This is a genomic window from Cytobacillus firmus (assembly GCF_023657595.1).
GTDB lineage: Bacteria > Bacillota > Bacilli > Bacillales > Cytobacillaceae > Cytobacillus > Cytobacillus firmus_B.
Genome location: NZ_CP098323.1, coordinates 3,537,080 through 3,560,338 on the forward strand (window position 1 = coordinate 3,537,080; position 23,259 = coordinate 3,560,338).

The window sequence follows — 23,259 nt, forward strand, 5'->3', positions numbered from 1 at the left end:
ACTTCCCACAAAGTGATATCCTCTTCGAAATTGATCGCCTATTTGGAGCTTTTCGCTTTTGTGTCTATATTTAGTATGAGTTACATATATTAGCTTCATGAACTCCAATAATTGGCTGTTAGACAAAAAAATGAAAGACCGGATGGATTTAAATATCCATCCGGTCTTTCATTTGCTGTAGTATCTTTTTTTCCAGACGCGACACCTGCACCTGGGAAATGCCAAGCCTTGCCGCCACTTCGGATTGAGTCTGATCTTTATAGTAGCGCAAGTAAACAATCAGTCTTTCCCGCTCATCCAATTCACGGATCGCTTCTTTTAATGCTATTTTATCAAACCATTTTCCTTCATTTCCATCATCAATCTGATCGAGCAGTGTAATGGGATCTCCGTCGTTTTCATATACTGTTTCATGTATAGAAGAAGGGATCCTGCTTGCTTCCTGGGCAAGGATAATATCTTCAGGAGAAATTTCCAGGAACTTGGAAAGCTCTGTAACGGTTGGGATGCGTCCAAGCGTTTTTGATAACTCGTCTTTGGCTTTCCTGATTTTATTGCCCATTTCCTTTAAAGAACGGCTTACTTTTACCGTTCCATCATCCCGTATAAACCTTTGGATCTCTCCGATAATCATTGGAACCGCGTAGGTCGAAAACTTTACATCATAACTGAGATCAAACTTATCAACCGATTTCAATAAGCCGATACAGCCAATCTGGAAGAGGTCATCAGGTTCATATCCTCTATTCAAGAATCTCTGAACGACAGACCAGACAAGACGCATATTTTTTTGAACAATTCTGTCCCTTGCACCCTGATCTCCGCTTTGGCTTTGCTTTATTAGCTCCTTGACTTCATTGTCCTTTAAATAGGTTTGGCCCTTCTCTGCTTTAACCTCCACATCCATAGCAAGACTCCCTTAATTGCATAGCATTTTACTATTTGATAAATGCTTCCTTAATCGGATCTCTGTGCCTATTCCCGGCTGCGATTTGATTTCAATTTCGTCCATGAAATTTTCCATGATGGTAAAGCCCATACCTGATCTTTCCAATTCAGGTTTTGTTGTAAATAATGGCTGCCGTGCTTCTTCCACATCCATAATCCCAAGGCCTTTATCCTTAATGGTCAGATCAATAAATCCATCTTCAATCAGGACAGAAATATAGACAACCCCATTAGGATCATTTTCATAGCCATGAATAATGGAGTTGGTTACAGCTTCAGAAACGACCGTTTTAATTTCTGTAAGTTCGTCCATTGTCGGATCAAGCTGGGCAATAAAGGCAGCAACAGTGACACGGGCGAATGATTCATTTTGGCTAAGCGCACTGAATTCGAGGTTCATCACATTTTTCATCGTTCAGGCAACCCCCAATCTTTGCAGTGCGTTTTCTTCTGTCGGTTCTAAACGGATTATCTTAAATAAACCCGACATATCAAATAGTCTCTGCACTGCTGGAGAAATCGCACAAACAACCATTTCACCATGCTTCTGTTTAATTTGTTTGTAGCGGCCCAAAATCACTCCAAGCCCTGAACTATCCATAAAAGAAAGCTGCTCAAGGTTTAATATAATATGATGGATGTCATAATCTTCAATCGCCTTTGTCGCCTGTTCACGCAGTTCATCTGCCGAATGATGGTCCAGTTCCCCGCTTAAACGAATACATAAGACATCATGCTTTACTTCCAAATTAATGTTAAGACTCACTATCTTAGCCTCCTTATCTGGTATCCGCACTGAAAAAGCCGCTAATGCTCATGCTTTTCCTCCGGATAGGATAATCCGGAATCTTATAAACTTCCGGTATCCGCCCTTATAGTGAGTCAATTTCGATGCCTGTAGCTTCATTTCCTTCCTGGAGACAAAACTAGTGTATTTTCGCTAAAAATAATAATCATAGGGATGTTTTTCGACAAAAATAAATTATTCAATTTTTGAAAATAACCCCATGGATCGTTTAAACAATGTCCACCATGATGCTTCACTGCTGTCTTCTTTAGAAACTAAAGGACTTTCAACTAAGACTTTTCCATCCTTTTTCAAAGTTAATGTTCCGATCTGATCACCCTTTTGGACAGGAGCTTTAATTTTTTTATTTAAAGTAATCTTCTGTTCAATTTCTTTAATGCTTTCACCTTTTTTAGTTAAAAGGGAAATCGGTTCACTGGTCAGGGCTTCAACCATCTTTTTTTCGCCTTTGCTGACTTCTACTTTTCCAAGAACGTGATTTCTTTCGTACATTGGGTGTGTCTTATATTGGCTAAATGCAAAGTCGAGCATTTTAGTCACTTGGGCATTGCGTTCTTTTGATGTCGGTGCGCCAAAAACAACGGCTATAACCCGCATTCCGTCTTTCTCGGCTGTTGCCGTCAGACAGTATTTTGCCTCAGAGGTAAAGCCGGTTTTGAGGCCATCAACACCAGGATAAAAACGCACAAGGCGATTTGTATTGACCAGCCAGAATTTTTTATCTGTGTCTTCACGAAGATAGGCTTCATATGTGCCCGTATAATCAGTTATTTTCTCATATTTAAGAAGCTCTTTGGCCATTATGGCCATATCATGTGCAGTACTGTAATGTTCCTTAGCTGACAGGCCTGTAGGGTTTTGGAATTGGGTATTTTTCAGCCCTAATTCCTTTGCCTTTTTATTCATCATTTCAACAAAAGCTTCTTCTGAACCGGCAATTCTCTCAGCCATTGCAACGGATGCATCATTGCCGGAACCAATGGCAATCCCCTGCAGCATTTGCTTGGTGGTCATTTCTTCACCTGGCTCCAGGAAGATTTGCGAACCGCCCATTGATGCCGCATATTCGCTTGTCCGGATTTTCTCATCCCATGACAGTTTTCCTTCATCTATCGCTTCCATAATTAAGAGCATGGTCATGACTTTTGTCATGCTGGCAGGCGGAAGCTGTTCACCGCTGTTTTTTTCATACAATACCGAACCGGTATCACGCTCGATAAGAATTGCGGACTTCACATTATCCGCTAAATCTGCGCTGCTTTCTCTTGCAAACCCGGAAGGAGCAAAGATTGTTGCCATTAATAATGCTATTAACATTAATGAGACGAGTCGTTTCATCACACAATACCTCCATTCTTTATAGCCTCCATTTTTTCCAGTTAAAGAAAATTTATACAGTTCAGTAAGACTAAAAAAAATTAAACAGTCAGCTCCACGCAAAAAAGCCGCCGGATATCACCCCGGCGGCTTCTTGATTCAGTATTATTCAGTTATTTCTTCATGAATTAATACTGGTGCCTCCACATTTTCAGTGGAGAGTGTAATGTTTTCATAAAGCATAGTTCTTACTTCTTCTACATTTTCGAAATTGCTGCAGATGGTGACGAGAGATTCGCCCTTCTGTACACGGTCGCCGATTTTCTTTCTTAAAATCAGGCCGACAGCCAAATCAATTTCTGATTCCTTTGTTGCTCTTCCTGCTCCCAATAGCATGGCTGCAGTTCCAATTTCATCCGCAACAATCTCAGAAACATAGCCATCCTGCTTAGCTTCTAATTCAAATGTATATTTTGCCTGTGGCAGTTTCTGCGGATCATCGACAACTGACGCATCTCCGCCTTGTGAGCTTAGGAATACTTTAAATGTTTCTAAAGCTGAACCATCCTTCATAGCATTCTCTAATTTTTCGCGCGCTTCCTTCAATGAATCCGCTTTTTTCGCAAGGAAAACCATATGGCTACCAAGGGTCAGGCAAATCTCAGTAAGATCTTCAGGTCCTTCGCCTCTTAATGTATCGATAGCTTCCTTTACTTCAAGGGCATTGCCAATGGCATATCCAAGCGGCTGGCTCATATCTGAGATGACAGCCATTGTGTTTCTGCCAACATTATTTCCAATGCGGACCATCGCTTTTGCTAATTCACGTGAATCGTCAAGTGTCTTCATAAATGCGCCGGCGCCTGTCTTAACATCAAGGACAATGGCGTCAGCACCTGCAGCGATTTTTTTGCTCATAATCGAGCTTGCAATCAGAGGAATACTGTCCACTGTGGCTGTTACATCGCGCAGTGCATATAACTTTTTGTCTGCTGGCGTTAAGTTCCCGCTCTGGCCAATGACTGCAATTTTATTTTGATTAACAAGCTTAATAAATTCTTCATTCTCTATTTCAACATGGAATCCTTCAACAGCCTCAAGCTTGTCGATTGTTCCGCCTGTATGTCCAAGGCCGCGCCCTGACATCTTCGCAACCGGAACACCTACTGCAGCTACAAGCGGGCCCAGTACGAGTGTTGTCGTATCACCTACACCGCCAGTTGAATGTTTATCTACTTTAATTCCTTCTATTTTGGATAAGTCGATTTGATCACCGGACTCTACCATTGCCATAGTTAAGTTGGCTCTTTCATTCTCTGTCATCCCCTGGAAGAAGATTGCCATTGTTAATGCACTTACCTGATAATCCGGGATTGAACCGTCTGTGTATCCTTTAATGACAAATTGAATTTCTTCTGCCGTTAACTCCAGTCCGTCTCTTTTCTTTTCAATAAGATCCACCATTCTCATCAGCAAACACCACTTTCATTTATTCATTTCTTATGGCTTTAGTCTAATCGATTGTTGTTTTGCTTAAAAAGTCAGCCCGTTGATTTCAGCAGCTTTCCGCGGGGAGGAACGGGAGCCTCCTCGGCTTCGCCTGTGGGTCACCCGACCCCTCTCCTCCCGCAGGGCATTGAATAAGCTCCCTCGAATGAACACCGCACGAAGAAAATGCGATAGTATTTTCGAGGATCAAGTACCCTCCGCTCCAATAAACTCAGTTATTAAACCAAGTTAGCAGCATAACCGCCAAAATTACTAAGCTTAGGCACCAAGTTCCTTAACAATTGCTTTCACATAACGAAGGAAGTCAGCTTTGACTTTTTCTGTAGTTTCGATTACTTCTTCATGGTTAAGCGGCTGGTCAAGAATGCCTGCAGCCATGTTTGAGATACAGGAGATTCCAAGGACCTTCATGCCTGAATGCTGTGCCACAATGACTTCCGGAACAGTTGACATCCCGACTGCATCTCCGCCCATTGTTCTCAGCATGCGAACTTCTGCAGGGGTTTCATATGTCGGGCCTGTATTGCCGACATAAACTCCTTCCTGAATCTTCAGGTTCAGCTTTTCGGCTAGTCCTCTGGCAAGTTTCCTCAATTCTTTTGAGTATGCTTCTGACATATCCGGAAAACGAGGACCCATGCGGGAATCATTAGGACCGATTAAAGGGTTGCTGCCCATATTGTTGATATGGTCTGAAATAAGCATTAAATCACCTGGAGAATAGCTTTCATTCACTCCCCCTGCCGCATTCGTAACAATGAGCTTCTCAACACCCATCTCATTCATAACTCTTACAGGGAAGGTTACCTTATCGAAGGAGTATCCTTCGTAATAATGGAACCGGCCTTGCATAGCAACCACTTCAATGCCGTTCAAGCGTCCAAATACAAGCTGTCCTGCATGACCTTCTACTGTTGATACAGGAAAATCAGGAATTTCATTGTATGGGATTTTAACCGGTTCTTCGATTTCGTCTGCCAATACACCAAGTCCTGAGCCTAAAATCAGCCCAATCTTTGGCTGGCCTGTATACTTATTTTTAAGAAATTCAGCTGCGTTTTGAATTTTGCTGTAATCCATTTTCAATCTCCTCATCTTCTTTTTTAATGTAATTATTTCAGTTGGTTCAAAAAGCTTTTTCCATAGACAGGCATTTTCACGTTAAAGTTATCCGCTATAGTCGCCCCTATATCTGCAAAGGTTTCACTGACCGGAAGCTCTTTTCCTTCTTCCATATCTTTTGAATAAACAAGAAGCGGGACGTATTCCCTTGTATGATCTGTGCCATGATGAACAGGATCATTGCCGTGGTCTGCCGTAATGATTAATAAGTCGCCATCCTGCATTTTTTCAAATACTTCAGGCAGGCGTTCATCAAACTCTTCAAGAGCTTTTCCATACCCTTCAGGATCACGTCTATGGCCAAATAATGCATCAAAGTCCACCAGATTTACAAAGCTCAGGCCTGTAAATTCTTTATCAAACGTTTCGATCAGCTTATCCATTCCATCCATATTTGATGTTGTGCGAATGGCCTCAGTTACTCCCTCTCCATCATAAATGTCGGAGATTTTCCCAATTGCCACTACATCAAGTCCGCCATCTGCCATTTCATTCATTACTGTGCGGTCAAATGGCTTTAGCGCATAATCATGCCTGTTTGATGTTCTTTGGAAATTTCCCGGCTCGCCAATGAATGGTCTCGCAATCACACGGCCTACCATATATTTTTCATCAAGTGTCAGCTCTCGTGCGATTTTACAGATTTTATACTGTTCTTCAATTGAAATAATATCTTCATGTGCCGCAATCTGCAGAACTGAATCGGCTGATGTATAAACAATCAAAGCTCCTGTTCTCATATGCTCTTCTCCTAGTTCAACCAGGATTTCTGTTCCGCTTGCAGGCTTATTTCCAATAATCTTCCTGCCGGTGCGTGCTTCAAGTTCTGAAATCAATTCCTCCGGAAATCCATCAGGAAAAACTCTAAATGGAGTTTGAATATTTAACCCCATAATTTCCCAATGGCCAGTCATTGTGTCTTTTCCGTTTGATGCTTCCTGCATCTTCGTGTAAAACGCCATAGGGTTATCCGCTTTTTCGATTCCTTTGATTTCGCGGATATTACTGAGACCAAGTATGCCCATGTTCGGCATCTTCAGGCCATTCATTTTTTCTGCGATGTGGCCGATCGTATCGGCACCTTTATCACCAAACTTATCGGCATCAGGCGCTTCTCCGATTCCCACTGAATCCATGACAATTAAAAAAACGCGCTTATATGTATATGCAGACATTTGAAAACCTCCTAATTATTTGAATACGGTTACAAAAATCATATTCGTATAGTACCCTTTTTAGGTTTATTTAACACTGATTGTCTTGCTGGAGCCAGGGTGTATACCGCCACTCCCGCATTTTAAAACATATTAAGGATAGCCCTTTCATTTGTCAGAAGTCTGACATCTATATTTTACCTAATAAACAGGTAAAATGACAAGAAAAAGCTGCCTATTTTTATGGCAGCTTTATGACATTTGATTTTTTCTATTTTAAGCACGCGGATGGTATTGACTGTACACATCTTTAAGCCGTGTTTTGGTTACATGCGTATAAATTTGCGTAGTAGAAATATCGGCATGTCCAAGCATTTCCTGGACAGCCCGCAAATCTGCCCCATTTTCCAGCAGATGAGTGGCAAATGAATGCCTCAGCGTATGTGGAGTCAGCTCCTTCTCGATCCCTGCCTCCTGGGCCAGCCGCTTCAGTATTTTCCAGAATCCCTGTCTCGAAAGACGTCTTCCGTGATGATTTAAAAATAAAGCTTCATCCCTATACTTTTTAGAAACGAACTTGCCTCTTCCTTCAGTTAAATACCTTTCAAGCGCTTCAGAAGCTGTTTTGCCAATAGGCACAATCCGTTCCTTGTTCCCTTTGCCAATACATCTTACAAAGCCCATCGTTAAATGAACATCACCTGAGTTCAGGCCTATCAGCTCACTTACACGAATGCCTGTAGCATATAAAAGTTCAAGCATGGCTTTATCCCGCAGACCAAAGTGATCCTTAATCTCCGGAAAATCCAATAAAGTTTCCACTTCCTGCATGTTTAATACTTTTGGAAGCGAACGTTCCATTTGCGGTGTTTCTATATGGACAGAAGGATCATGGCCAACTGCTTTTTCGCGGAGCAGAAATTGGTGAAAGGCCCTTATGGAGGCTATATGCCGGGCCAGAGTTTTTGAGGATTTGCCCTGTTTTTTTAAAGAGCCGAGAAATTGGACAATTTGCATGCGCTGCACATCCTCAAGGCTTGCAAGCTTCTCTTCCGACTTGAGATACTTCAGATAACTTTTCAAATCTCTTTCATAAGAGATAATTGTATTCTTGGCGAGGCCTTTTTCTACAAGTAAATAATGAATAAAGTCTTTTAACTGATCATCCATATGATAGCATTACTCCCCGTTTAAGTAGAAAAGAATTAACCGGTCCAGCAAGCTCCTATCTTCATCAGTTCCGCTCGCTGACACCTTAACAGCCGCTCCCCTTGGTTCGTCATAGCGGTGATAATCCTGGTATTCTTCATTTAACCACATAATACCATAATAAAAAAGGATTGTGCATCCAGTAAAAATCACAAATACTTTAATGGTCTGAAAAGCCATGCCCAGCCAGGATTTCATGGTTTGGTCCTCCATAACTTTTAATAAAAAAGAAAGATATTCAGCTTTCTATTATTAAAAGGTATGCCATTTTGGACAAGAATTATACCTGAATTTGCATAAATAGTGTTTCTTCAGGGCACTTATTCTGTTTGTGTAAACAGCTCAAATAAATGTTCCCCGTTGATTTCCGCTCAGATTGCTCAGCGAACCGCGGGATTTTGAATAAACTTCCCGGACACCGCATGAAGAAATGCGAATGCATTTTCGAGGATCTCGCACCTTCCGCTTCAATCAACTCAGTAAATAATATACAAAAAGCAACAAACCCTTCGAAAACACCCAAAATAAAAAGCCTATTCTAATGTAGAATAAGCTTTGCCAATAATCATATTAATTTTCATCTGCTTCGGTTTCTGTTTGTTTATCCTGGCAGCGGTAGCAGATGCCATGGAACGTAAGGCGGTGATCCTTTATTTTGAAGTTCCAGCGGCGTTCAACCACTTCTTCTACGTCTTCAAGCAAATCTTCCTGTATTTCATCAACAGCTCCGCACTCAATACAGACTAAATGGTGGTGAAAATGGGCTGCCCCTTCCTGACGCAGGTCATAACGGGAAACTCCATCACCGAAGTTGATTTTATCGACAATTTTTAATTCAGTCAGCAATTCAAGTGTTCTATATACAGTTGCCAAGCCTATCTCAGGCGATTTCTCTTTTACTAGGAGGTAGACATCTTCCGCACTTAAATGATCCTCTTCGTGTTCTAACAGGACGCGAACTGTTGCCTCTCGCTGTGGTGTTAGTTTATAGCTGGATGAATGCAACTGTTTTTTGATTCTTTCAATTCTGCTTTCCATACCGAAAGTCCCTCCCTCGCCACTAACATTCTCATTATAACAGAAATAAGTTCACATTCAAAATAAAATAATTATAAATAACAAACGATAATGAATTTAATATAATAGTAATTATAATTTTCTTTAAAACAGTTTTAAACCTCTTTATATGTACCCTATATTATAATCTTTATCCTTTTCCCGTACAGCAAAAAGGCAGAGCCAGCAGCTCTGCCTTTAGCAATGATTATTATCAGGATTGGATTGAACTAACAACAGACTTCATTAAGACAGGCGAGATAAATGCCTCTACCCCGGCTGCAGCGATTAGAAACAGAATGGCCACAGCAAAAGCAATCATATATCTTCCAAAAAGAGGCATCATGGGCTGTCCGGCTTTCTTCATAAATTGTCTTCTAATCATCTTTAAAGAGAAAGACACAGCCAGTGTTGCGGCGATTATAAAGATAGGTATGATGATCAGGTTCTGGGGAAGGACCGATACGAAGGAAAGTAAAAATCCTTCCCATCCCATTCGATTAACGAGAAAGCCAACTGTAAAGCCAACCACCATGCCTTTCATAAATAACAGAATCAGAATGACTGGCAGTCCAATTATGGAGATTCCCAAAATCCACATCAATCCTATAAATTTTGTATTATGGAAAAAGCTTTGTTTGAATAATTCATCCGCTGCTGCAATATGCCCATCTGATACTTGTCCAAAAAACTGAGACAGATAATAAAATAAATCTTCTTTTTGTGTAAAACTCAAGCTATTTACAACGATAGCTCCAAAAATCACACCCATCAGAAATAAAACAATAACAAATAAGTAAATTGAGGAATGTTCGCGAAAGTGGGCTGCTGCGGCGTTCTGGTACATTTTTTTCTTCATTGCTCATCCTCCTAAGACAAAACAAATTGGATATTAAATTGTATGCCTGTCCCGGAATTGTATGACAAAGAATTGTGCTGCTCACAATTGTGAAAAAAGTTCTTGAATACTTCATATGTTTTTTGCTATAATTTTCAAAATTATTTAAATTATCATTGGGGGCGCTGGAGAAAATGGATCCGATTTTAATAGAGTTTCCAGAAAGAATTGAAACAGAAAGACTTTATATGAGGCCCGCCTTGCCCGGAGACGGAAAAACTGTTCATGAAGCTGTGTCAGCTTCAGCTGCCGAGCTTAAAAAATGGCTTCCTTTTGCACAGAATGAACAATCAGCTGATGAAGTTGAGTCGGGTATCCGAAATTCCTATGCCAAGTTTATTCAAAGGGAAGATTTCCGTATCCATATTTATAGGAAAGAAGACGATGTATTTGTCGGCTCTACTGGCCTGCATCGCATAGATTGGGATGTCCGCAAATTCGAAATTGGCTATTGGGGTGATGTGAGGTTTCGGAAGAACGGCTATATTTCTGAAGCTGCTGCAGGCTTGACGAAGTTTGCCTTTGAGCATTTTCAAGCAAACAGAGTGGAAATCAGATGTGATCCGAGAAACATTAACAGCCGGAGAATTCCCGAAAAGCTGGGGTACACGCTTGAAGGAATCCTGATTAATGACAGTCTAAGCGCAGATGGAAAAGAGCTTAGAGATACTTGTATTTATGCTAAAGTCAGCAGCTAAAAAAATAGAGCCTCGATGGGCTCTATTTTTTATGAATCAACAATTCTGCCGTACTTGCCTCCGCCCCCTGCCTGGAGGTTTAGCTTTCCTTCACGTGCTTTTCCAATAAGCATGGCTGTTTTCTCAGGAATTACTTTGCTGATTTCTGAGAAAGGAACATCATGAAGAATGGCCATTTCAGTTCCGAAATGATTCAGGAGCTTCTCGAGCATTTTCGGGCCTAACCCTGGTATGAACTCAAGAGGGACCTGATGAATATAAGGCGGCCGTACATCGGGCAATCCTCCTGAAGATTTTAGTTCAGAGATCCGGTCAGCCACGCCTTTGATAAATTTGTGGTGATTGCAATTTCGGCATTTACCATTCTCTTCATCAAAGGGGCCAAAACATTCGGAACAAACAGTCTGATGGTATTTTCCGAGCAGAGGATCCAGCCCATAATTGGCTTTAACCCTGCATTTTTCTTTTCCGGCCAAAGCCTTGTGCAGTTCAGCAAATGTAGGTGCTTCCATTTCCAGAACCTGATATTCTCTGGCGATCTTTTTTAGTGAATGGGCATCTGAATTTGTTAAGAATGTATATCTATGAAGTTCAGCTATTTGATCAGCCATCATCGTATCTGCACTAAGCCCCAGCTCAATTGCATCAATTAGATCAGGATCAAAAACCTCTGACAGCGACCGCTCTACGCCTTTCCCGAATAGACTCTTAAACGGGGTAAAAACATGGGCAGGAATAAAAAGCCCATCCAGTTCCTTTACTTTTTCCTGCAGCATTCTGCCTGAGGCATAAATTCTTTGAGAGCTTAATGTTATGTTCTTCAAATACCCTGTCAGCCAGGAAGAGAAATCCTTCATTGCGGATAGGGTTGGAAAGTAGCAAAGGACATGGATAGGGCCTTTACAGGAATCATCATAAATTTCAAGCTCCGACCCGGGAATAATCATCAAATCTCCGTATTGGAGTCCCCCGTCCTTATGCTCGGTTACAAAGCCTTTTTGGGTCAAGTCCTCGATTTCAAGGATGACTTCAGGAGAATGACAGTCAATAATGCCAATGATATCAAGCCCCTTTTCATTGCGGGCATGCCTGATGATATTAGTGAAGGTAAGGGATTTAGCGCCTGTTATTTTAACTGGCTTTCCCGTAAACGTACGTCCAATATGGATATGAAGATCAGCAAAAAAGCGCTTCATGCTATTTTTTCAGCGCTTCTTGAAGCTGCAGATATTGGATTGCATAAGCAGTTTTCGCATCATAAACCTTTTGCTCCTCAAGCAGGGATATGGCTTCCTCAAGGGTTACCTCTAAAAGGTTCACAAATTCATCTTCATCAGGCGAAGCGGCATCTTCTTTTTTCTTAAGACCCTTTGCTATATATAGATGTACGAGCTCATCGGCAAATCCGGGAGAAGTGTAGAATGAGATCAGCCATTCCAATTCCGTGCAGGCGTACCCCGTTTCCTCTTCCAGTTCCCTTTCTGCACACACGCTGGGTTCTTCTCCTGCTTCAAGCTTTCCGGCAGGAATTTCAGCAATAATCTTATCCAGTGCTTTTCGATATTGTTCAACCATCACTATTTTATTATCTTCTGTTACTGCCAATACAGCTACTGCTCCGGGATGTTTGATAATTTCCCGCTTCGATGTTTTGCCATTCGGCAGCTCAACATCCTCCACCTGCAGACTAATGACTTTTCCTGTGAAGATTTTTTCCGTCTTAAGTGTTTTTTCTTCTAGGCGGCTCATTGTTTCAGTCACTCCTGTTCTATTCCGGTAATGATTGCTCATACATTTTATCATACTTGATGAGGGGGAGTTGGCATGAAGGTGTATGTCCATAATAGGGGAATTATTCTGGCCGGCAAAGCCTGGGAAGTCCGTGAGAAGCTAAAACAATACAGCAGGCAGTATGTCCTTGTAAAAGACTGGGTTGAATCTCAGAACATTATAAAGTGAAACTTCAATCAGTGGAGGTTTTCCTTATCCCCACTGATTGTCAGTTGAACTTATCCTCCTTTGATTAATATTAGTTTTGAAGCGGGGGTCTTACTGCCCGTTAGACGATAAAATGATAAGCCTCTAAATTTGAGTATGCCTCATTTGTTTATGTACAATTATAGAAAACATTCAAATGAGGTGGGTACTTGAAAAAGAGAAGACTTGGAAATTCAGACTTGTACGTAAGCGAGCTGGGGCTGGGCTGCATGTCAATTGGCACCAACCCTTATAAGGCCCAGGAAATTATTGAAGCGGCTCTTGAAGAAGGAATCAATTATTTCGATACAGCCGATTTATACGACTTTGGCGAAAATGAAAAGCTTGTCGGACAATCCTTAAAGAATGTCCGCGAACAGGTGATCATTGCAACCAAAGCCGGCAACCGCTGGAATAAAAATAGAGACGGCTGGAGCTGGGACCCCTCTAAACGCCATATCAAAGAAGCTGTAAAAGACAGCTTGAAAAGACTGTCTACGGACTATATCGATTTATATCAGCTTCACGGCGGCACAATTGAAGATCCGATTGATGAAACCATTGAAGCATTTGAGGAACTAAAGGAAGAAGGATACATCCTCCAATATGGCATTTCCTCCATTCGCCCAAATGTCATTCGGGAATTCACCTCAAAATCATCCATTGTTTCTGTCATGATGCAATACAGCATTTTAGACCGGCGTCCTGAAGAAGAAGCGCTGCCTCTTCTTAATCAAAAAGGCATCAGTGCTGTTACTAGAGGACCGCTGGCCAAAGGGCTGCTCAGCGACAAAATGCTGGATAAAGCATCAGAATCGGTAAAAGAGAAAGGCTATTTGGATTACAGCTATGCTGAATTGGAAAAAACGCTCACCAGCCTACGGGAAAAAATTTCAGACCAGCGCACCATGAATGAGATAGCATTTCAGTATAATCTCGCGGACCCAGCAGTCGCTTCTATTACAGCAGGTGCAAGCCGGGCTGAGCAAGTAAAAGCCAATGCAGAAGCAGCAAGAGCCATTCCTCTCAATGAAGATGAATTGGCTATCATTAAATCTATTGCAAAGCTAAATAAATATGCGCAGCATAGATGATCGAAAGTCCATAATTTAAGACAAGAAAGGGGCTGACGGAAAAGTCTGCCCCTTCTTTTAATGTTATTTGTATTCTTTCCAGTTCAGATCGCTCTCTCCAAGCAGTTCTTCAAAACTTTTATTTTTTTCGCGCAGACTTCTTTCCTCTCTTTTTCTGTGCTCTTCTTCTTCCTTCTGTTTATCTTCAGCAGCTTTTAATTCCTGCTTTTTCCCTTTCAGCTGCTCCACCAGGTCCTGGTTCAGCATATCGCCTAGCGTGACTGGTTTGTCGTCTTTCTTAGGCTGGGAATGGTGTTTTTTCTTTTTCATATAATCCCCTCATCAACTGATTTTGCCATTTATTATAGCATATTTTATTATTCATGAAGGAGCAGGCTAAATCACTTTTATGGTAAAAACTCCAGAAACTCAATTCTGTTTCCGAATGGATCATCTACAAAGAACCTCTCTCTTCCTTCTATCGGAGGTTCTTCCTTTATTGTTATTTTCTGCTCTTGAAGACTGCTTCTCAAGGCTTCCAGGTTGTCCACAATAAATCCAGGATGTGCTTTTTTGGCAGGCAGGAAGCCCTCCTGCACCCCGATATGAATTTCCTGATTTCCACAAATAAACCAGCAGCCTCCTCGCTTTTGAAGATTTTCAGGCTTGGGAATTTCCTTCAGGCCAAGCTGTTCACCGTAAAATTTTCTGGCTTCCTCCTCACAGCCTTTCGGAGCTGCCAGCTGGATATGGTCAATTCCTTTAAAGGAAAAACTCATTTTTTCTCCTCTTTTCTTCAGACTGAAAATAATGAAAAGCACAGCATGCAGCTGTACTTTTCAGATGTATTAGTATGCTTCTGTTACAACGTTTTCATCAACCTGCAATTGGGGTTCTGTCGAATTGATAATATCCTCAATTGTGAAGCCTTTAGCTACTTCAACAAGCTTCAAACCGGACTCGGTGACATCGATGACTGCCCGCTCAGTTATAATGCGGTCAACGACATTTTTACCTGTTAAAGGCAGGCTGCATTCTTTAAGAATTTTTGAATCGCCATTTTTATTAGTATGATCCATAATGACAATGATTTTATTGGCGCCATGAACCAGATCCATTGCACCGCCCATTCCCTTGATCATTTTTCCGGGAATCATCCAGTTGGCAAGATCTCCTTTTTCAGAGACTTCCATACCGCCGAGAATGGCAATATTCACATGGCCGCCCCTGATCATTGCAAAAGATTCAGCGCTATCAAAATAAGATGATCCCGGGATGGCTGTAACTGTTTCTTTTCCTGCGTTAATCAGATCCGGATCAACTTCACTTTCTGCAGGATACGGGCCGATGCCCAGTAATCCATTTTCAGATTGCAGGACCACTTCCTTATTATCAGAAATATAATTGGCAACCAATGTTGGCATACCGATTCCTAAATTCACGTAAAAGCCATTTTCAATTTCCTTTTCAGCCCGTCTGGCAATTTTTTCGCGTACTGCCGCTTTATCGTTACTCATGACACCCTCTCCTTCCGCCACTGGTATTTATTTCTTCACCGTCAGTCTTTCAATGCGCTTCTCCTGTTTCCCTTCAATCAGTGATTGAACATAGATGCTCGGGGTATGAATATAATTCGGATCCAGTTCACCAATCTCATAAAGCTTCTCCACTTCTGCAATTGTCACTTTGCCGGCTGCTGCAATCATCGGATTGAAGTTTCTGGCCGTTTTGTGATAAACAAGATTGCCCATCTTATCGCCCTTCCATGCCCTCACAAGACTGAAGTCTGCTTTCAGAGCTTCTTCAAGGAGATATTCCTTGCCGTCAAACATCTTCGTCTCTTTCCCCTCAGCAATTGGGGTCCCTACTCCAGCTGGTGTGTAAAAAGCAGGAATGCCTGCGCCGCCCGCACGTATTTTCTCTGCCAGTGTTCCTTGAGGAAGCAGCTCTACTTCAATTTCCCCTGAGAGAACCTGTCTTTCAAACTCTTTGTTTTCCCCAACATACGAACCAACCATTTTCTTAATCTGTTTATTTTTTAAAAGCAGTCCAAGTCCCCAATCGTCAACACCGCAGTTATTCGAAATGACTGTCAGATCCTTAACCCCTTTTTCAACTAAAGCCAGAATAAGGTTTTCCGGAATTCCGCACAGACCGAAACCGCCAACCATAAGGACAGCACCATCGTGAATTTCCTGAACCGCTTCACTGAAGGAAGTACAAATTTTCTTCACTTCAATCTCTCCTTTCATTAAAAAATACTTATTTTTACTGACTATTATCAAAAACGGCTATGCAAGCTCCACTACTGTAGCTACCCCTTGGCCTCCGCCAATGCAAAGAGTTGCAAGGCCTTTCTTTGCCTGTCTTTTTTGCATCTCATGAATAAGAGTTACAAGGATTCGTGCTCCACTTGCACCGATCGGATGTCCGAGTGCAATGGCCCCGCCATTAACATTAAGGATCTCCTTGTTAAAACGAAGCTCCCTGTCAACTGCAAGCGACTGGGCTGCAAATGCCTCGTTTGCTTCAATCAGCTCCAATTCTTCTATGGAAACAGATGCCTTTTCAAGCGCTTTTTTCACAGCAGCAACAGGACCAATGCCCATGATGCTTGGATCCACACCTGCACTTGCATTTCCTTTAATCGTCACTAATGGTTTAAGCCCCAGTTCATCTGCTTTCTTTCTGCTCATAACCAGCAATACAGCTGCCCCGTCATTAATCCCGGACGCATTTCCGGCTGTTACGCTGCCATCTTTCTTAAACGCCGGACGCAGGCCTGCGAGCTTATCAGCAGTTGTCCCTTTTTTCGGATACTCGTCTGTATCAAAAACTATTGGATCCCCTTTTCGCTGAGGAATTTCAACCGGAACGATTTCATCTTTGAATTTTCCTTCTTCAATTGCCTTTACCGCCTTTTCCTGGCTGTCTGCGGCAAATTTGTCCTGTTCTTCCCTGCTCAGCTCATATTTCGAGCAAAGATTTTCAGCCGTAACTCCCATATGGTAATCATTAAAAGCACACCAGAGACCGTCTGAAATCATCGAATCTATAAGTTTTTGGTCTCCCATTTTAAAGCCATTTCTTGCATTTTTCAGTATGTAAGGCGCCTGGCTCATATTTTCCATGCCGCCTGCAATCACTGCTTCGGCATCGCCGGCCAAAATGGCCTGTGCTGCTAAATGGACCGCCTTCAGCCCTGAACCGCAAACTTTATTAATTGCCATTGCGGAAACGCTTTCAGGAAGACCCGCTTTAAGAGCTGCCTGCCTTGCTGTGTTTTGGCCCAGGCCTGCCTGCAGGACATTTCCCAGGATTACTTCATCTATTTGATCCGGTGTTACACCTGCTTTTTCAAGAGCGCCTTTTATCGCAATCGCCCCAAGCTCTGGTGCTGATACATCTTTAAGACTTCCATTGAAACTGCCGATTGCTGTCCGGACAGCGCTGACTATTACGACTTCTGTTTGTGCCATCTCTCTCATCCTTTCAAAACATCTCTTTGCTTATATTCGTTGAGGGATATCAAAATTCCTTTTATTTTGTCAAAATTTCTATTATTCTTGCAATCGAAAATACTTTCCTAATACAATAAATTTAAGGACGCCGAGAAAACGCTTACTAAAAATTAAATTATGAAACGGGAGAGGAAAACATGACGCTTGCATTTCCAGATAAAGTAACAATTATTGAAGTGGGCCCGCGGGATGGACTGCAAAATGAAAAGTCGTTTGTACCGACTGAGGTTAAGAAAGACTTTATTAAAAGTTTAAAAAATGCAGGATTAACAGAATTGGAGCTTACTTCTTTTGTGTCTCCTAAATGGGTCCCGCAGATGGGGGATGCAGCTGAAATTACGGCCGATTGCCTTGGTGCGGATACAAGGGATATCGTGCTTGCCCCAAACCGCAAAGGCATTGACAGAGTATATATGACTGATTGCCGGGCTGTTGCCGTTTTCGTTGGTGTAAGCAATACATTTAACAAGAAAAACATCAATAAAACCACTCAGGAAAGCATGGATGAACTAAAACCGATTATCGGAGAACTGAAGGAGAAAGGCTACTTTGTCCGCGCATGCATCTCTACAGCATTTTATTGTCCGTATGAAGGAGCCATCAATCCTGAAGATACAGTTGGGCTATGCCGTCAATTTACAGAGGCAGGAGCTGATGAATTAAGCGTGGCAGATACGATTGGGATGGCTGCTCCCCATGAATCATATGGGCTATTTTCCCGATTGAAAGCAGAGTTTCCAAATATCCTTATCACTGCACACTTCCACGACACAAGAAAAATGGCCCTCACAAATATTTTTGCAGCCCTGCAGGCAGGTGTCGACCGGTTTGACACATCCGCCGGCGGACTTGGCGGATGCCCATTTGCCCCTGGCGCTGCAGGCAATGCTGCAACAGAAGATGTTGTTTATATGCTTGAGCGCATGGGAATTGAAACCAATGTTAATCTGGACCAATTAATGGAAGCTGTAAAAATTGTTCAGCCACATCTTTCCAGACCGATTGAAAGCACGTATTTCAGGCTAAATGCTCAAACTGTTCAATAGCATTACAGTTTTAGATGAATAATGCCCCCTTTTTTATCGCATCTTATTAGATGAAAGCAGCTGACGAATTCATGTTCTGCTGCAGCCATTAAAAGGGGGATAATCCTATGAGCCAAAAACGTGATAAAGGATATAGCCAGAAGGGGAAGCCGAATTCCGATACAGTCAGCCAGACAATTGCCGCCGAGGAATTAGAAAAAGCTATTCATCCAACTAAAAGACAAAACGCACAGCAATAAGCCGCCAAAAAGCGGCTTTTTTTGTGCCAGAACTCCTTTATGAAATTTCACCATGTCCCGGTTAACATCTCTGTTTTAATTTTATCCATAATGGTAAAATAAAGTAAAACTTCAATCAGTAGGAGTTTTCTTTTATCCCCCCTCTGATTGTTAGTTGAGGCCCACAGTAATTGGGCTCACAGAGACGTTGCCACTGGACGTGGTGTTCTTAGTCTTTGTCCTTATTTCGGGCCTTTACATTATAAAGCGAGGCGACTTGCCTAGGAGCCGCAGCTAGATTGGGCAGTAAGCCCCCCACTTATCCTCCTTTGATTACTCTGAGTCTTGAAGTGGGGGGCTTACTGCCCGTTAGACCGCGATAAAAGAAAAAAAGATGGAGGGATGGATTTGAGAAGGTTTTTGCGTTATTTATTTTCCATCGTTCTCTTTCTTTCATCACTCGGCGTCTATTTTACAAATAGGCTTATGTTTATGAAAAAGAAGGAAGATGACTTTATTTTAGAAAGGGAGAAGGAGTCCGGCAGGCTTGATCTGTTCAAGTATGAAAGCCTCCCGAAAAGAGAAGTGCTTATTCCTTCCCCATTTGGCTATAACTTAAAAGCCGTGGCTGCCGAACCCCATAAAAACAGCCGCTATATCATTATTTCTCACGGGGTTACGGAAAACAAAATGAACTCGATTAAATATATGAACCTCTTTCTGGAGCGGGGGTTTAACGCAGTAATCTATGATCATCGCCGCCACGGAGAATCCGGGGGGAAGACGACAAGCTACGGGCATTATGAAAAGTTTGACTTAAAAGCAATTGTTGATTGGCTTAAAGCGGAAAAAGGGCCTGATATCCAGATCGGCATTCATGGTGAAAGCATGGGGGCAGCCACCATGCTCCTTTATGCGGGAATGCTTGAAGACGGTGCCGATTTTTACATTGCCGATTGCCCTTTTTCTGATTTTAAGGAGCAGCTGGCTTATCGTTTAAAAACCGAGATGAAGCTGCCCGCGAAACTCTTTTTGCCTGTTGCCGATCTATTTCTGCGGATGCGGGAGAAATATTCCATTGCTGATGTGTCGCCTATATCAGTTATAGAAAACATAAAGAAGCCCATCCTGTTTATCCACAGTGAAAAAGATGATTTTATTTTGCCGACCATGTCCGAAGCTTTGTATGAAAAGAAACAAGGCCCTAAAAAACTTTACCTTGCTGCCAATGGGATCCATGCCCAATCCTTTAACGAAAACAGAGAGGATTATGAAAAAGTCATTGACGAGTTTTTGGAGCAGTATGTCAGCAGCAAAGATACTTTATCACAATAGAAGCAGCTGGCTTCAGTGTAAGCCAGCTGCTTCATATAAGATTTTCTAATTTTTCTTTTTCTTTATGATTTCCTTGCCATCTGCCGACAGCCCTCTTGCAGTATGAAAATTTCCCATTTTAAAATAATAGCGTTTGTTTTCTTTTTTGATAATAGCCGCTTCTTCGAATTTCTCTTCCTTGCCGGCTACCTCTACTTTTTTAATATCTCTGCTTTGAATTTCACCAAAAATTATTGGTAATCTGTTTTCCAGATTACCTTCCTTATCGTAATCATAGAAAGTATCTGAATAAACGGTCATATGTTCATTTTCATAATGCTCCCAATGGTTATGGCCTTCATTTTTCCAGCCCTTTTTGTCACTGCCTTTCAAATAGGCAGCTGCCATGGCCTCGACCTCATTTTGCCCATCATTCTGCTGCGTTAAATACAGCAGTATGACCCCATCTTTTACCTTTTCTTTATGTAAGACTTCTTTTACATTGAATGGAATTCCATCATCAATCGCCTGACCCATCGTTGCCGTACTGCACCCCGACAAAATCAGGAAAGCTGCCGCCAGAAAAAATAACTTCCACTTCATTCGAATCTCCCCCAATCAGCACTCTCTTCACCCATATTGACAAACATCTTGTTATCTAACCTTTTACTAATATATTAAAACCTTATTTTCCAGAATTTTGGAAGGGTATTTTTACCTATCTCAGCCTATTAAAAAGACCGCCTTCCCTCAGCGGCCGTCTGCTACTTCATTATTATTTTGTTTTATCAATAAAGCTCATTCTTGGGTTTAAATACTGATTCGGGCTTTTTAACTGATAGCAATTTGCCTTCTCTGAAAAGTCTATCGTTAATTTTTCATCCAAAAATACTTCCTTGGATTTTTCCACATATACGCTGCCGGTGTTTGTTTTGATTTCCCTGTCATCTTCATCCAGCTCTTCAACAAGCCAGAGTGCCGCCACTCCGCTTACCACACAGCCGCAGCCGTCTATATCATACTTTAGTTTTATGAATCCATCTTTGCCGGCAATCCGTCCCGATAATTTTTCTGCCGCCAATTCAGTTAATGTTATTTCCATGTTGTAAAACTACCTCCCCTTTGCATATGCTGATTTTAACACAGATAAGCATAACATGCTTCTGAAAGAGACAGCTGCTATTGAGCCGCCTAATAAAGATTTTTAGAAAGGATGATTGGATATGTCCAAGGCGCAGATTAAAGTAATGGATAATGGATCGCTGCGTGTAACAGGTGATGTAGAGTTAATTGATATGGATGGCAATAAATTCGAAACAGGGAAAACCTTTTCCCTTTGCCGCTGCGGAAGATCTTTGAAAATCCCATTTTGTGATGGCACTCATAAAGGAACTTTCCAATCCTGTGTCCGCGCGGAGAAAGCTTCCGATGACAAGCAGCAATAATGGTGAAAACGGGGACAGTCATCCCCGTTTTTTTTATTTTTCACTTTTTATTCTTGCAGGTGTCGCTCTTTCATCCTGTACTATCCCTTGAAGCCGTTCCCGGTCCCTGTCCGTACTGTCTTCCCCGGCCCCTGGTGCGGCGTTGGCCATTGGCAGCTGTTCAAGTTCTTTTCCTCTAGGCATATTTCATACACCTCCCTGCTGTTAAGGTGCTTCCCTCGCCCAAAAATACCCGTTTTAAATTCATCCAGTTCAGACAGCACTATTCTTCCGTGAACCGCGCATCCGCTATATCGTTAATGGAAATACGGTGAATTTCCCCAAACCGGTCAACAACATGAAGCTTTTGGCCAAGGTCATCCCAATAATGAATGCTCCCGATAACCAGTTCATAATTTCTGCCCCTGTAATGTGTAAGTGTAACGTTTTTTTGAAATTCCATTGCTTCCGAAAGAATTTCATTCATATATTCAAGCTTCTGCTCATCCAATTCCCGCTTTTGCTCGTATGTGTCTTCCTTTGCCCAGTCTCTTAAGAGCTTTACATGTTCCGGCAGCATCATGGAAGTCCATTTAATTCTGCCCCGATCGCGAATCATAAGCTGACCCTCCTTTTACATTTTATGGCCGCCAACCAATGTCGCACGGTGTTTGGCGGTTCCTGCGCCTGTATAAGAGACGGCTCTCAGAAGAGCTCCTCCTCCAAACTTGGAGCGGATCCGGTCGACAGTATAGCCGAGCTCCCTTTTTTTCCAGCCATCCAAGTCGAACAGACTCAGCTGCATTTCGCAGTCATCCGTAATATTGCCGAGGGAAATGGAAATCTGCCGTACTGTTTTCCCCTCATAATTCTCGTCAAAAAGCTCGAGGCAGACCCGATAAAGATCCATCGTAATATTGGTTGGCTGATCAACTGTCCTGGAGCGGTAAAACCCCCCTCCGAATTCATCCTGGCTGTAGCCAAGCCCAAAGCTGATGGTTCTGCCGGCTTTGCGGTGGCTGCGGGCCCTTCTTGCCACTTCTTCACACATCTCAAGGACCACATGCTTAATTTCCTTTTCCTCTTTGTAATCCCTCAGTAAAATCTGACTTTTGCCGAAGCTGATCTGCCCTGCCATAATCGGCGCGCCTATTTCCGACAAATCAATACCCCATGCATGGTGATAGAGCTGATTGCCCATAATCCCAAACTTCTTCTCGAGCTTAGCCAGATCATAGCGGGCAAGCTGGCCGACTGTAAAAATCCCCATTCCATTCAATGTCTTTTCAACACGGCGGCCGATGCCCCACATTTCCCGTAACGGGGATATATTCCACAGCTTTGTTTTTACATCTCCATACGTCCATTGTGCAACTCCCTTTTTTTTCGCCTCAAGGTCCAGGCAGAGCTTTGACATTAGCAAATTAGGCCCTATTCCTATGGCACAGGGAAGCTGAAATTCCCGTTCAATATCATCTTTTATTTTCCAGGCAATCGTCTGGGCATCACCCCAGAGATGCAATGCGCCGTCTACTTTTATAAAGCTTTCATCGACACTGTACGTATGGATGGCTTCCTTGGGGACATATCGGTTAAACACTCTGGTGATTTCAGTGGAGATTCTTAAATAAGTTGCCATTTTCGGCTCCTCAACTCGAATGCGCGGATCTTGGGGGACCTCAAAAAGACGGGACCCTGTCTTTATTCCAAACTCTTTTTTCATTCGTGGAGAGGCCGCCAGAACAACGCTCCCCTTCCGTTCCACATTCCCGGCAATTACAAGATAGCAGTCAAGAGGATCCAGACCAAGCATGACAGCAGAACAGCTTGCATAAAAGCTCTTCATATCAACACACAAAATTTGATTGTTCGGCATTGAGCTGTAATCAACCATGACTTCGACATCCTCCTTCAAAAAAAGCGTAAGGCGCTGCTTATCAGCTTCTATGCTGCATAGCCCCTCTGAA

At 42.3% G+C, this 23,259-nt stretch carries 30 protein-coding genes; 7 read left to right on the top strand and 23 right to left on the bottom strand.

The window, feature by feature from the left end:
• Positions 1–148 precede the first annotated feature (148 nt).
• The 11 genes from sigF to spoIIM all read right to left on the bottom strand — a co-directional run bounded on the left by sigF (position 149) and on the right by spoIIM (position 9,982).
• The gene (gene sigF, locus NAF01_RS17915; RefSeq protein WP_250800935.1) at positions 149–907 is read right to left on the bottom strand and encodes an RNA polymerase sporulation sigma factor SigF; all 759 of its coding nucleotides are present in this window, start codon (positions 905–907) and stop codon (positions 149–151) included.
• Between the two features lie 12 nt (positions 908–919).
• Complete coding sequence (gene spoIIAB / locus NAF01_RS17920) at positions 920–1,360, bottom strand: anti-sigma F factor (RefSeq protein WP_035330074.1); 441 nt, start codon at positions 1,358–1,360, stop codon at positions 920–922.
• Between the two features lie 3 nt (positions 1,361–1,363).
• Entirely contained in the window at positions 1,364–1,714 is a 351-nt protein-coding gene (gene spoIIAA / locus NAF01_RS17925) for an anti-sigma F factor antagonist (RefSeq protein ID WP_197213613.1), read from the bottom strand.
• 216 nt (positions 1,715–1,930) lie between these two features.
• Positions 1,931–3,094, bottom strand: coding sequence for a D-alanyl-D-alanine carboxypeptidase family protein (locus NAF01_RS17930; protein WP_197247593.1), 1,164 nt, complete (start codon positions 3,092–3,094; stop codon positions 1,931–1,933).
• A 144-nt stretch (positions 3,095–3,238) separates the two neighbouring features.
• Positions 3,239–4,543 (bottom strand): pyrimidine-nucleoside phosphorylase, encoded by a 1,305-nt coding sequence (locus NAF01_RS17935; RefSeq protein ID WP_197213609.1) that lies wholly within the window; start codon positions 4,541–4,543, stop codon positions 3,239–3,241.
• Between the two features lie 297 nt (positions 4,544–4,840).
• Positions 4,841–5,662 (bottom strand): purine-nucleoside phosphorylase, encoded by an 822-nt coding sequence (locus NAF01_RS17940; RefSeq protein ID WP_048008106.1) that lies wholly within the window; start codon positions 5,660–5,662, stop codon positions 4,841–4,843.
• 32 nt (positions 5,663–5,694) lie between these two features.
• A complete protein-coding gene (deoB, locus tag NAF01_RS17945; protein ID WP_197247591.1) occupies positions 5,695–6,879 on the bottom strand; it encodes a phosphopentomutase in 1,185 nt (394 codons plus the stop codon).
• A 255-nt stretch (positions 6,880–7,134) separates the two neighbouring features.
• Positions 7,135–8,028 carry a site-specific tyrosine recombinase XerD gene (xerD, locus tag NAF01_RS17950; RefSeq protein ID WP_250800936.1) on the bottom strand — a complete coding sequence of 298 codons (894 nt, stop codon included), beginning with the start codon at positions 8,026–8,028 and terminating at the stop codon, positions 7,135–7,137.
• 9 nt (positions 8,029–8,037) lie between these two features.
• Complete coding sequence (locus NAF01_RS17955; protein ID WP_035330067.1) at positions 8,038–8,265, bottom strand: YqzK family protein; 228 nt, start codon at positions 8,263–8,265, stop codon at positions 8,038–8,040.
• 372 nt (positions 8,266–8,637) lie between these two features.
• The gene (locus tag NAF01_RS17960) at positions 8,638–9,105 is read right to left on the bottom strand and encodes a ferric iron uptake transcriptional regulator (protein ID WP_048008103.1); all 468 of its coding nucleotides are present in this window, start codon (positions 9,103–9,105) and stop codon (positions 8,638–8,640) included.
• Positions 9,106–9,337: 232 nt separating this feature from the next.
• Positions 9,338–9,982 (bottom strand): stage II sporulation protein M, encoded by a 645-nt coding sequence (gene spoIIM / locus NAF01_RS17965; protein WP_095244751.1) that lies wholly within the window; start codon positions 9,980–9,982, stop codon positions 9,338–9,340.
• A gap of 173 nt (positions 9,983–10,155) precedes the next feature.
• Here spoIIM and NAF01_RS17970 point away from each other — a divergent pair, with 173 nt between their 5' ends.
• Positions 10,156–10,719 carry a GNAT family N-acetyltransferase gene (locus tag NAF01_RS17970; RefSeq protein ID WP_197208346.1) on the top strand — a complete coding sequence of 188 codons (564 nt, stop codon included), beginning with the start codon at positions 10,156–10,158 and terminating at the stop codon, positions 10,717–10,719.
• 29 nt (positions 10,720–10,748) lie between these two features.
• On the opposite strand, the gene NAF01_RS17975 is transcribed toward NAF01_RS17970, so the two are convergent.
• A complete protein-coding gene (locus NAF01_RS17975) occupies positions 10,749–11,915 on the bottom strand; it encodes an endonuclease Q family protein (protein ID WP_197247588.1) in 1,167 nt (388 codons plus the stop codon).
• 1 nt (position 11,916) lies between these two features.
• On the bottom strand, positions 11,917–12,468 hold the full coding sequence (locus tag NAF01_RS17980; protein WP_048008099.1) for an NUDIX hydrolase: 552 nt from the start codon (positions 12,466–12,468) through the stop codon (positions 11,917–11,919).
• A 75-nt stretch (positions 12,469–12,543) separates the two neighbouring features.
• Here NAF01_RS17980 and mciZ point away from each other — a divergent pair, with 75 nt between their 5' ends.
• Positions 12,544–12,678, top strand: a complete 135-nt coding sequence (mciZ, locus tag NAF01_RS17985; RefSeq protein ID WP_082138920.1) for a Z-ring formation inhibitor MciZ — start codon at positions 12,544–12,546, stop codon at positions 12,676–12,678.
• Positions 12,679–12,866: 188 nt separating this feature from the next.
• The gene (locus NAF01_RS17990) at positions 12,867–13,790 is read left to right on the top strand and encodes an aldo/keto reductase (RefSeq protein ID WP_048008098.1); all 924 of its coding nucleotides are present in this window, start codon (positions 12,867–12,869) and stop codon (positions 13,788–13,790) included.
• Positions 13,791–13,853: 63 nt separating this feature from the next.
• On the opposite strand, the gene NAF01_RS17995 is transcribed toward NAF01_RS17990, so the two are convergent.
• From NAF01_RS17995 to NAF01_RS18015, 5 genes are all read right to left on the bottom strand, one after another.
• On the bottom strand, positions 13,854–14,099 hold the full coding sequence (locus NAF01_RS17995; RefSeq protein WP_197213595.1) for a YqkE family protein: 246 nt from the start codon (positions 14,097–14,099) through the stop codon (positions 13,854–13,856).
• A 77-nt stretch (positions 14,100–14,176) separates the two neighbouring features.
• The gene (locus tag NAF01_RS18000) at positions 14,177–14,548 is read right to left on the bottom strand and encodes a VOC family protein (protein WP_048008096.1); all 372 of its coding nucleotides are present in this window, start codon (positions 14,546–14,548) and stop codon (positions 14,177–14,179) included.
• A gap of 69 nt (positions 14,549–14,617) precedes the next feature.
• Positions 14,618–15,286 carry a CoA transferase subunit B gene (locus NAF01_RS18005; RefSeq protein ID WP_061793533.1) on the bottom strand — a complete coding sequence of 223 codons (669 nt, stop codon included), beginning with the start codon at positions 15,284–15,286 and terminating at the stop codon, positions 14,618–14,620.
• A 27-nt stretch (positions 15,287–15,313) separates the two neighbouring features.
• Positions 15,314–16,003 (bottom strand): CoA transferase subunit A, encoded by a 690-nt coding sequence (locus NAF01_RS18010; RefSeq protein WP_197247585.1) that lies wholly within the window; start codon positions 16,001–16,003, stop codon positions 15,314–15,316.
• Positions 16,004–16,060: 57 nt separating this feature from the next.
• Positions 16,061–17,248: an acetyl-CoA C-acetyltransferase gene (locus NAF01_RS18015; protein WP_197213591.1), complete on the bottom strand. Its 1,188-nt coding sequence runs from the start codon at positions 17,246–17,248 to the stop codon at positions 16,061–16,063.
• 179 nt (positions 17,249–17,427) lie between these two features.
• Between NAF01_RS18015 and NAF01_RS18020 the strand changes: the two genes are divergently transcribed.
• The 3 genes from NAF01_RS18020 to NAF01_RS18025 all read left to right on the top strand — a co-directional run bounded on the left by NAF01_RS18020 (position 17,428) and on the right by NAF01_RS18025 (position 19,889).
• Entirely contained in the window at positions 17,428–18,336 is a 909-nt protein-coding gene (locus tag NAF01_RS18020; RefSeq protein ID WP_197247583.1) for a hydroxymethylglutaryl-CoA lyase, read from the top strand.
• Positions 18,337–18,443: 107 nt separating this feature from the next.
• Positions 18,444–18,575, top strand: coding sequence for a hypothetical protein (locus tag NAF01_RS25005; protein ID WP_258750987.1), 132 nt, complete (start codon positions 18,444–18,446; stop codon positions 18,573–18,575).
• 387 nt (positions 18,576–18,962) lie between these two features.
• Positions 18,963–19,889 (top strand): alpha/beta hydrolase, encoded by a 927-nt coding sequence (locus NAF01_RS18025; protein WP_197213589.1) that lies wholly within the window; start codon positions 18,963–18,965, stop codon positions 19,887–19,889.
• A gap of 45 nt (positions 19,890–19,934) precedes the next feature.
• Here NAF01_RS18025 and NAF01_RS18030 read toward each other — a convergent pair whose 3' ends face one another.
• Both NAF01_RS18030 and NAF01_RS18035 read right to left on the bottom strand, forming a co-directional pair.
• The gene (locus NAF01_RS18030) at positions 19,935–20,471 is read right to left on the bottom strand and encodes a hypothetical protein (protein ID WP_048008186.1); all 537 of its coding nucleotides are present in this window, start codon (positions 20,469–20,471) and stop codon (positions 19,935–19,937) included.
• 172 nt (positions 20,472–20,643) lie between these two features.
• Positions 20,644–20,970: an iron-sulfur cluster biosynthesis family protein gene (locus NAF01_RS18035; protein ID WP_048008187.1), complete on the bottom strand. Its 327-nt coding sequence runs from the start codon at positions 20,968–20,970 to the stop codon at positions 20,644–20,646.
• Positions 20,971–21,091: 121 nt separating this feature from the next.
• Here NAF01_RS18035 and NAF01_RS18040 point away from each other — a divergent pair, with 121 nt between their 5' ends.
• Complete coding sequence (locus tag NAF01_RS18040; protein ID WP_048008188.1) at positions 21,092–21,313, top strand: CDGSH iron-sulfur domain-containing protein; 222 nt, start codon at positions 21,092–21,094, stop codon at positions 21,311–21,313.
• Between the two features lie 33 nt (positions 21,314–21,346).
• Here the strand turns inward: NAF01_RS18040 and NAF01_RS18045 are convergent, their stop codons facing one another.
• The 3 genes from NAF01_RS18045 to NAF01_RS18055 form a co-directional block, all read right to left on the bottom strand.
• The gene (locus NAF01_RS18045; RefSeq protein WP_048008189.1) at positions 21,347–21,496 is read right to left on the bottom strand and encodes a hypothetical protein; all 150 of its coding nucleotides are present in this window, start codon (positions 21,494–21,496) and stop codon (positions 21,347–21,349) included.
• Positions 21,497–21,575: 79 nt separating this feature from the next.
• Positions 21,576–21,911, bottom strand: a complete 336-nt coding sequence (locus NAF01_RS18050) for a YolD-like family protein (protein ID WP_048008190.1) — start codon at positions 21,909–21,911, stop codon at positions 21,576–21,578.
• A 15-nt stretch (positions 21,912–21,926) separates the two neighbouring features.
• Positions 21,927–23,186, bottom strand: a complete 1,260-nt coding sequence (locus tag NAF01_RS18055; RefSeq protein WP_048008191.1) for a Y-family DNA polymerase — start codon at positions 23,184–23,186, stop codon at positions 21,927–21,929.
• Positions 23,187–23,259: the final 73 nt, after the last annotated feature.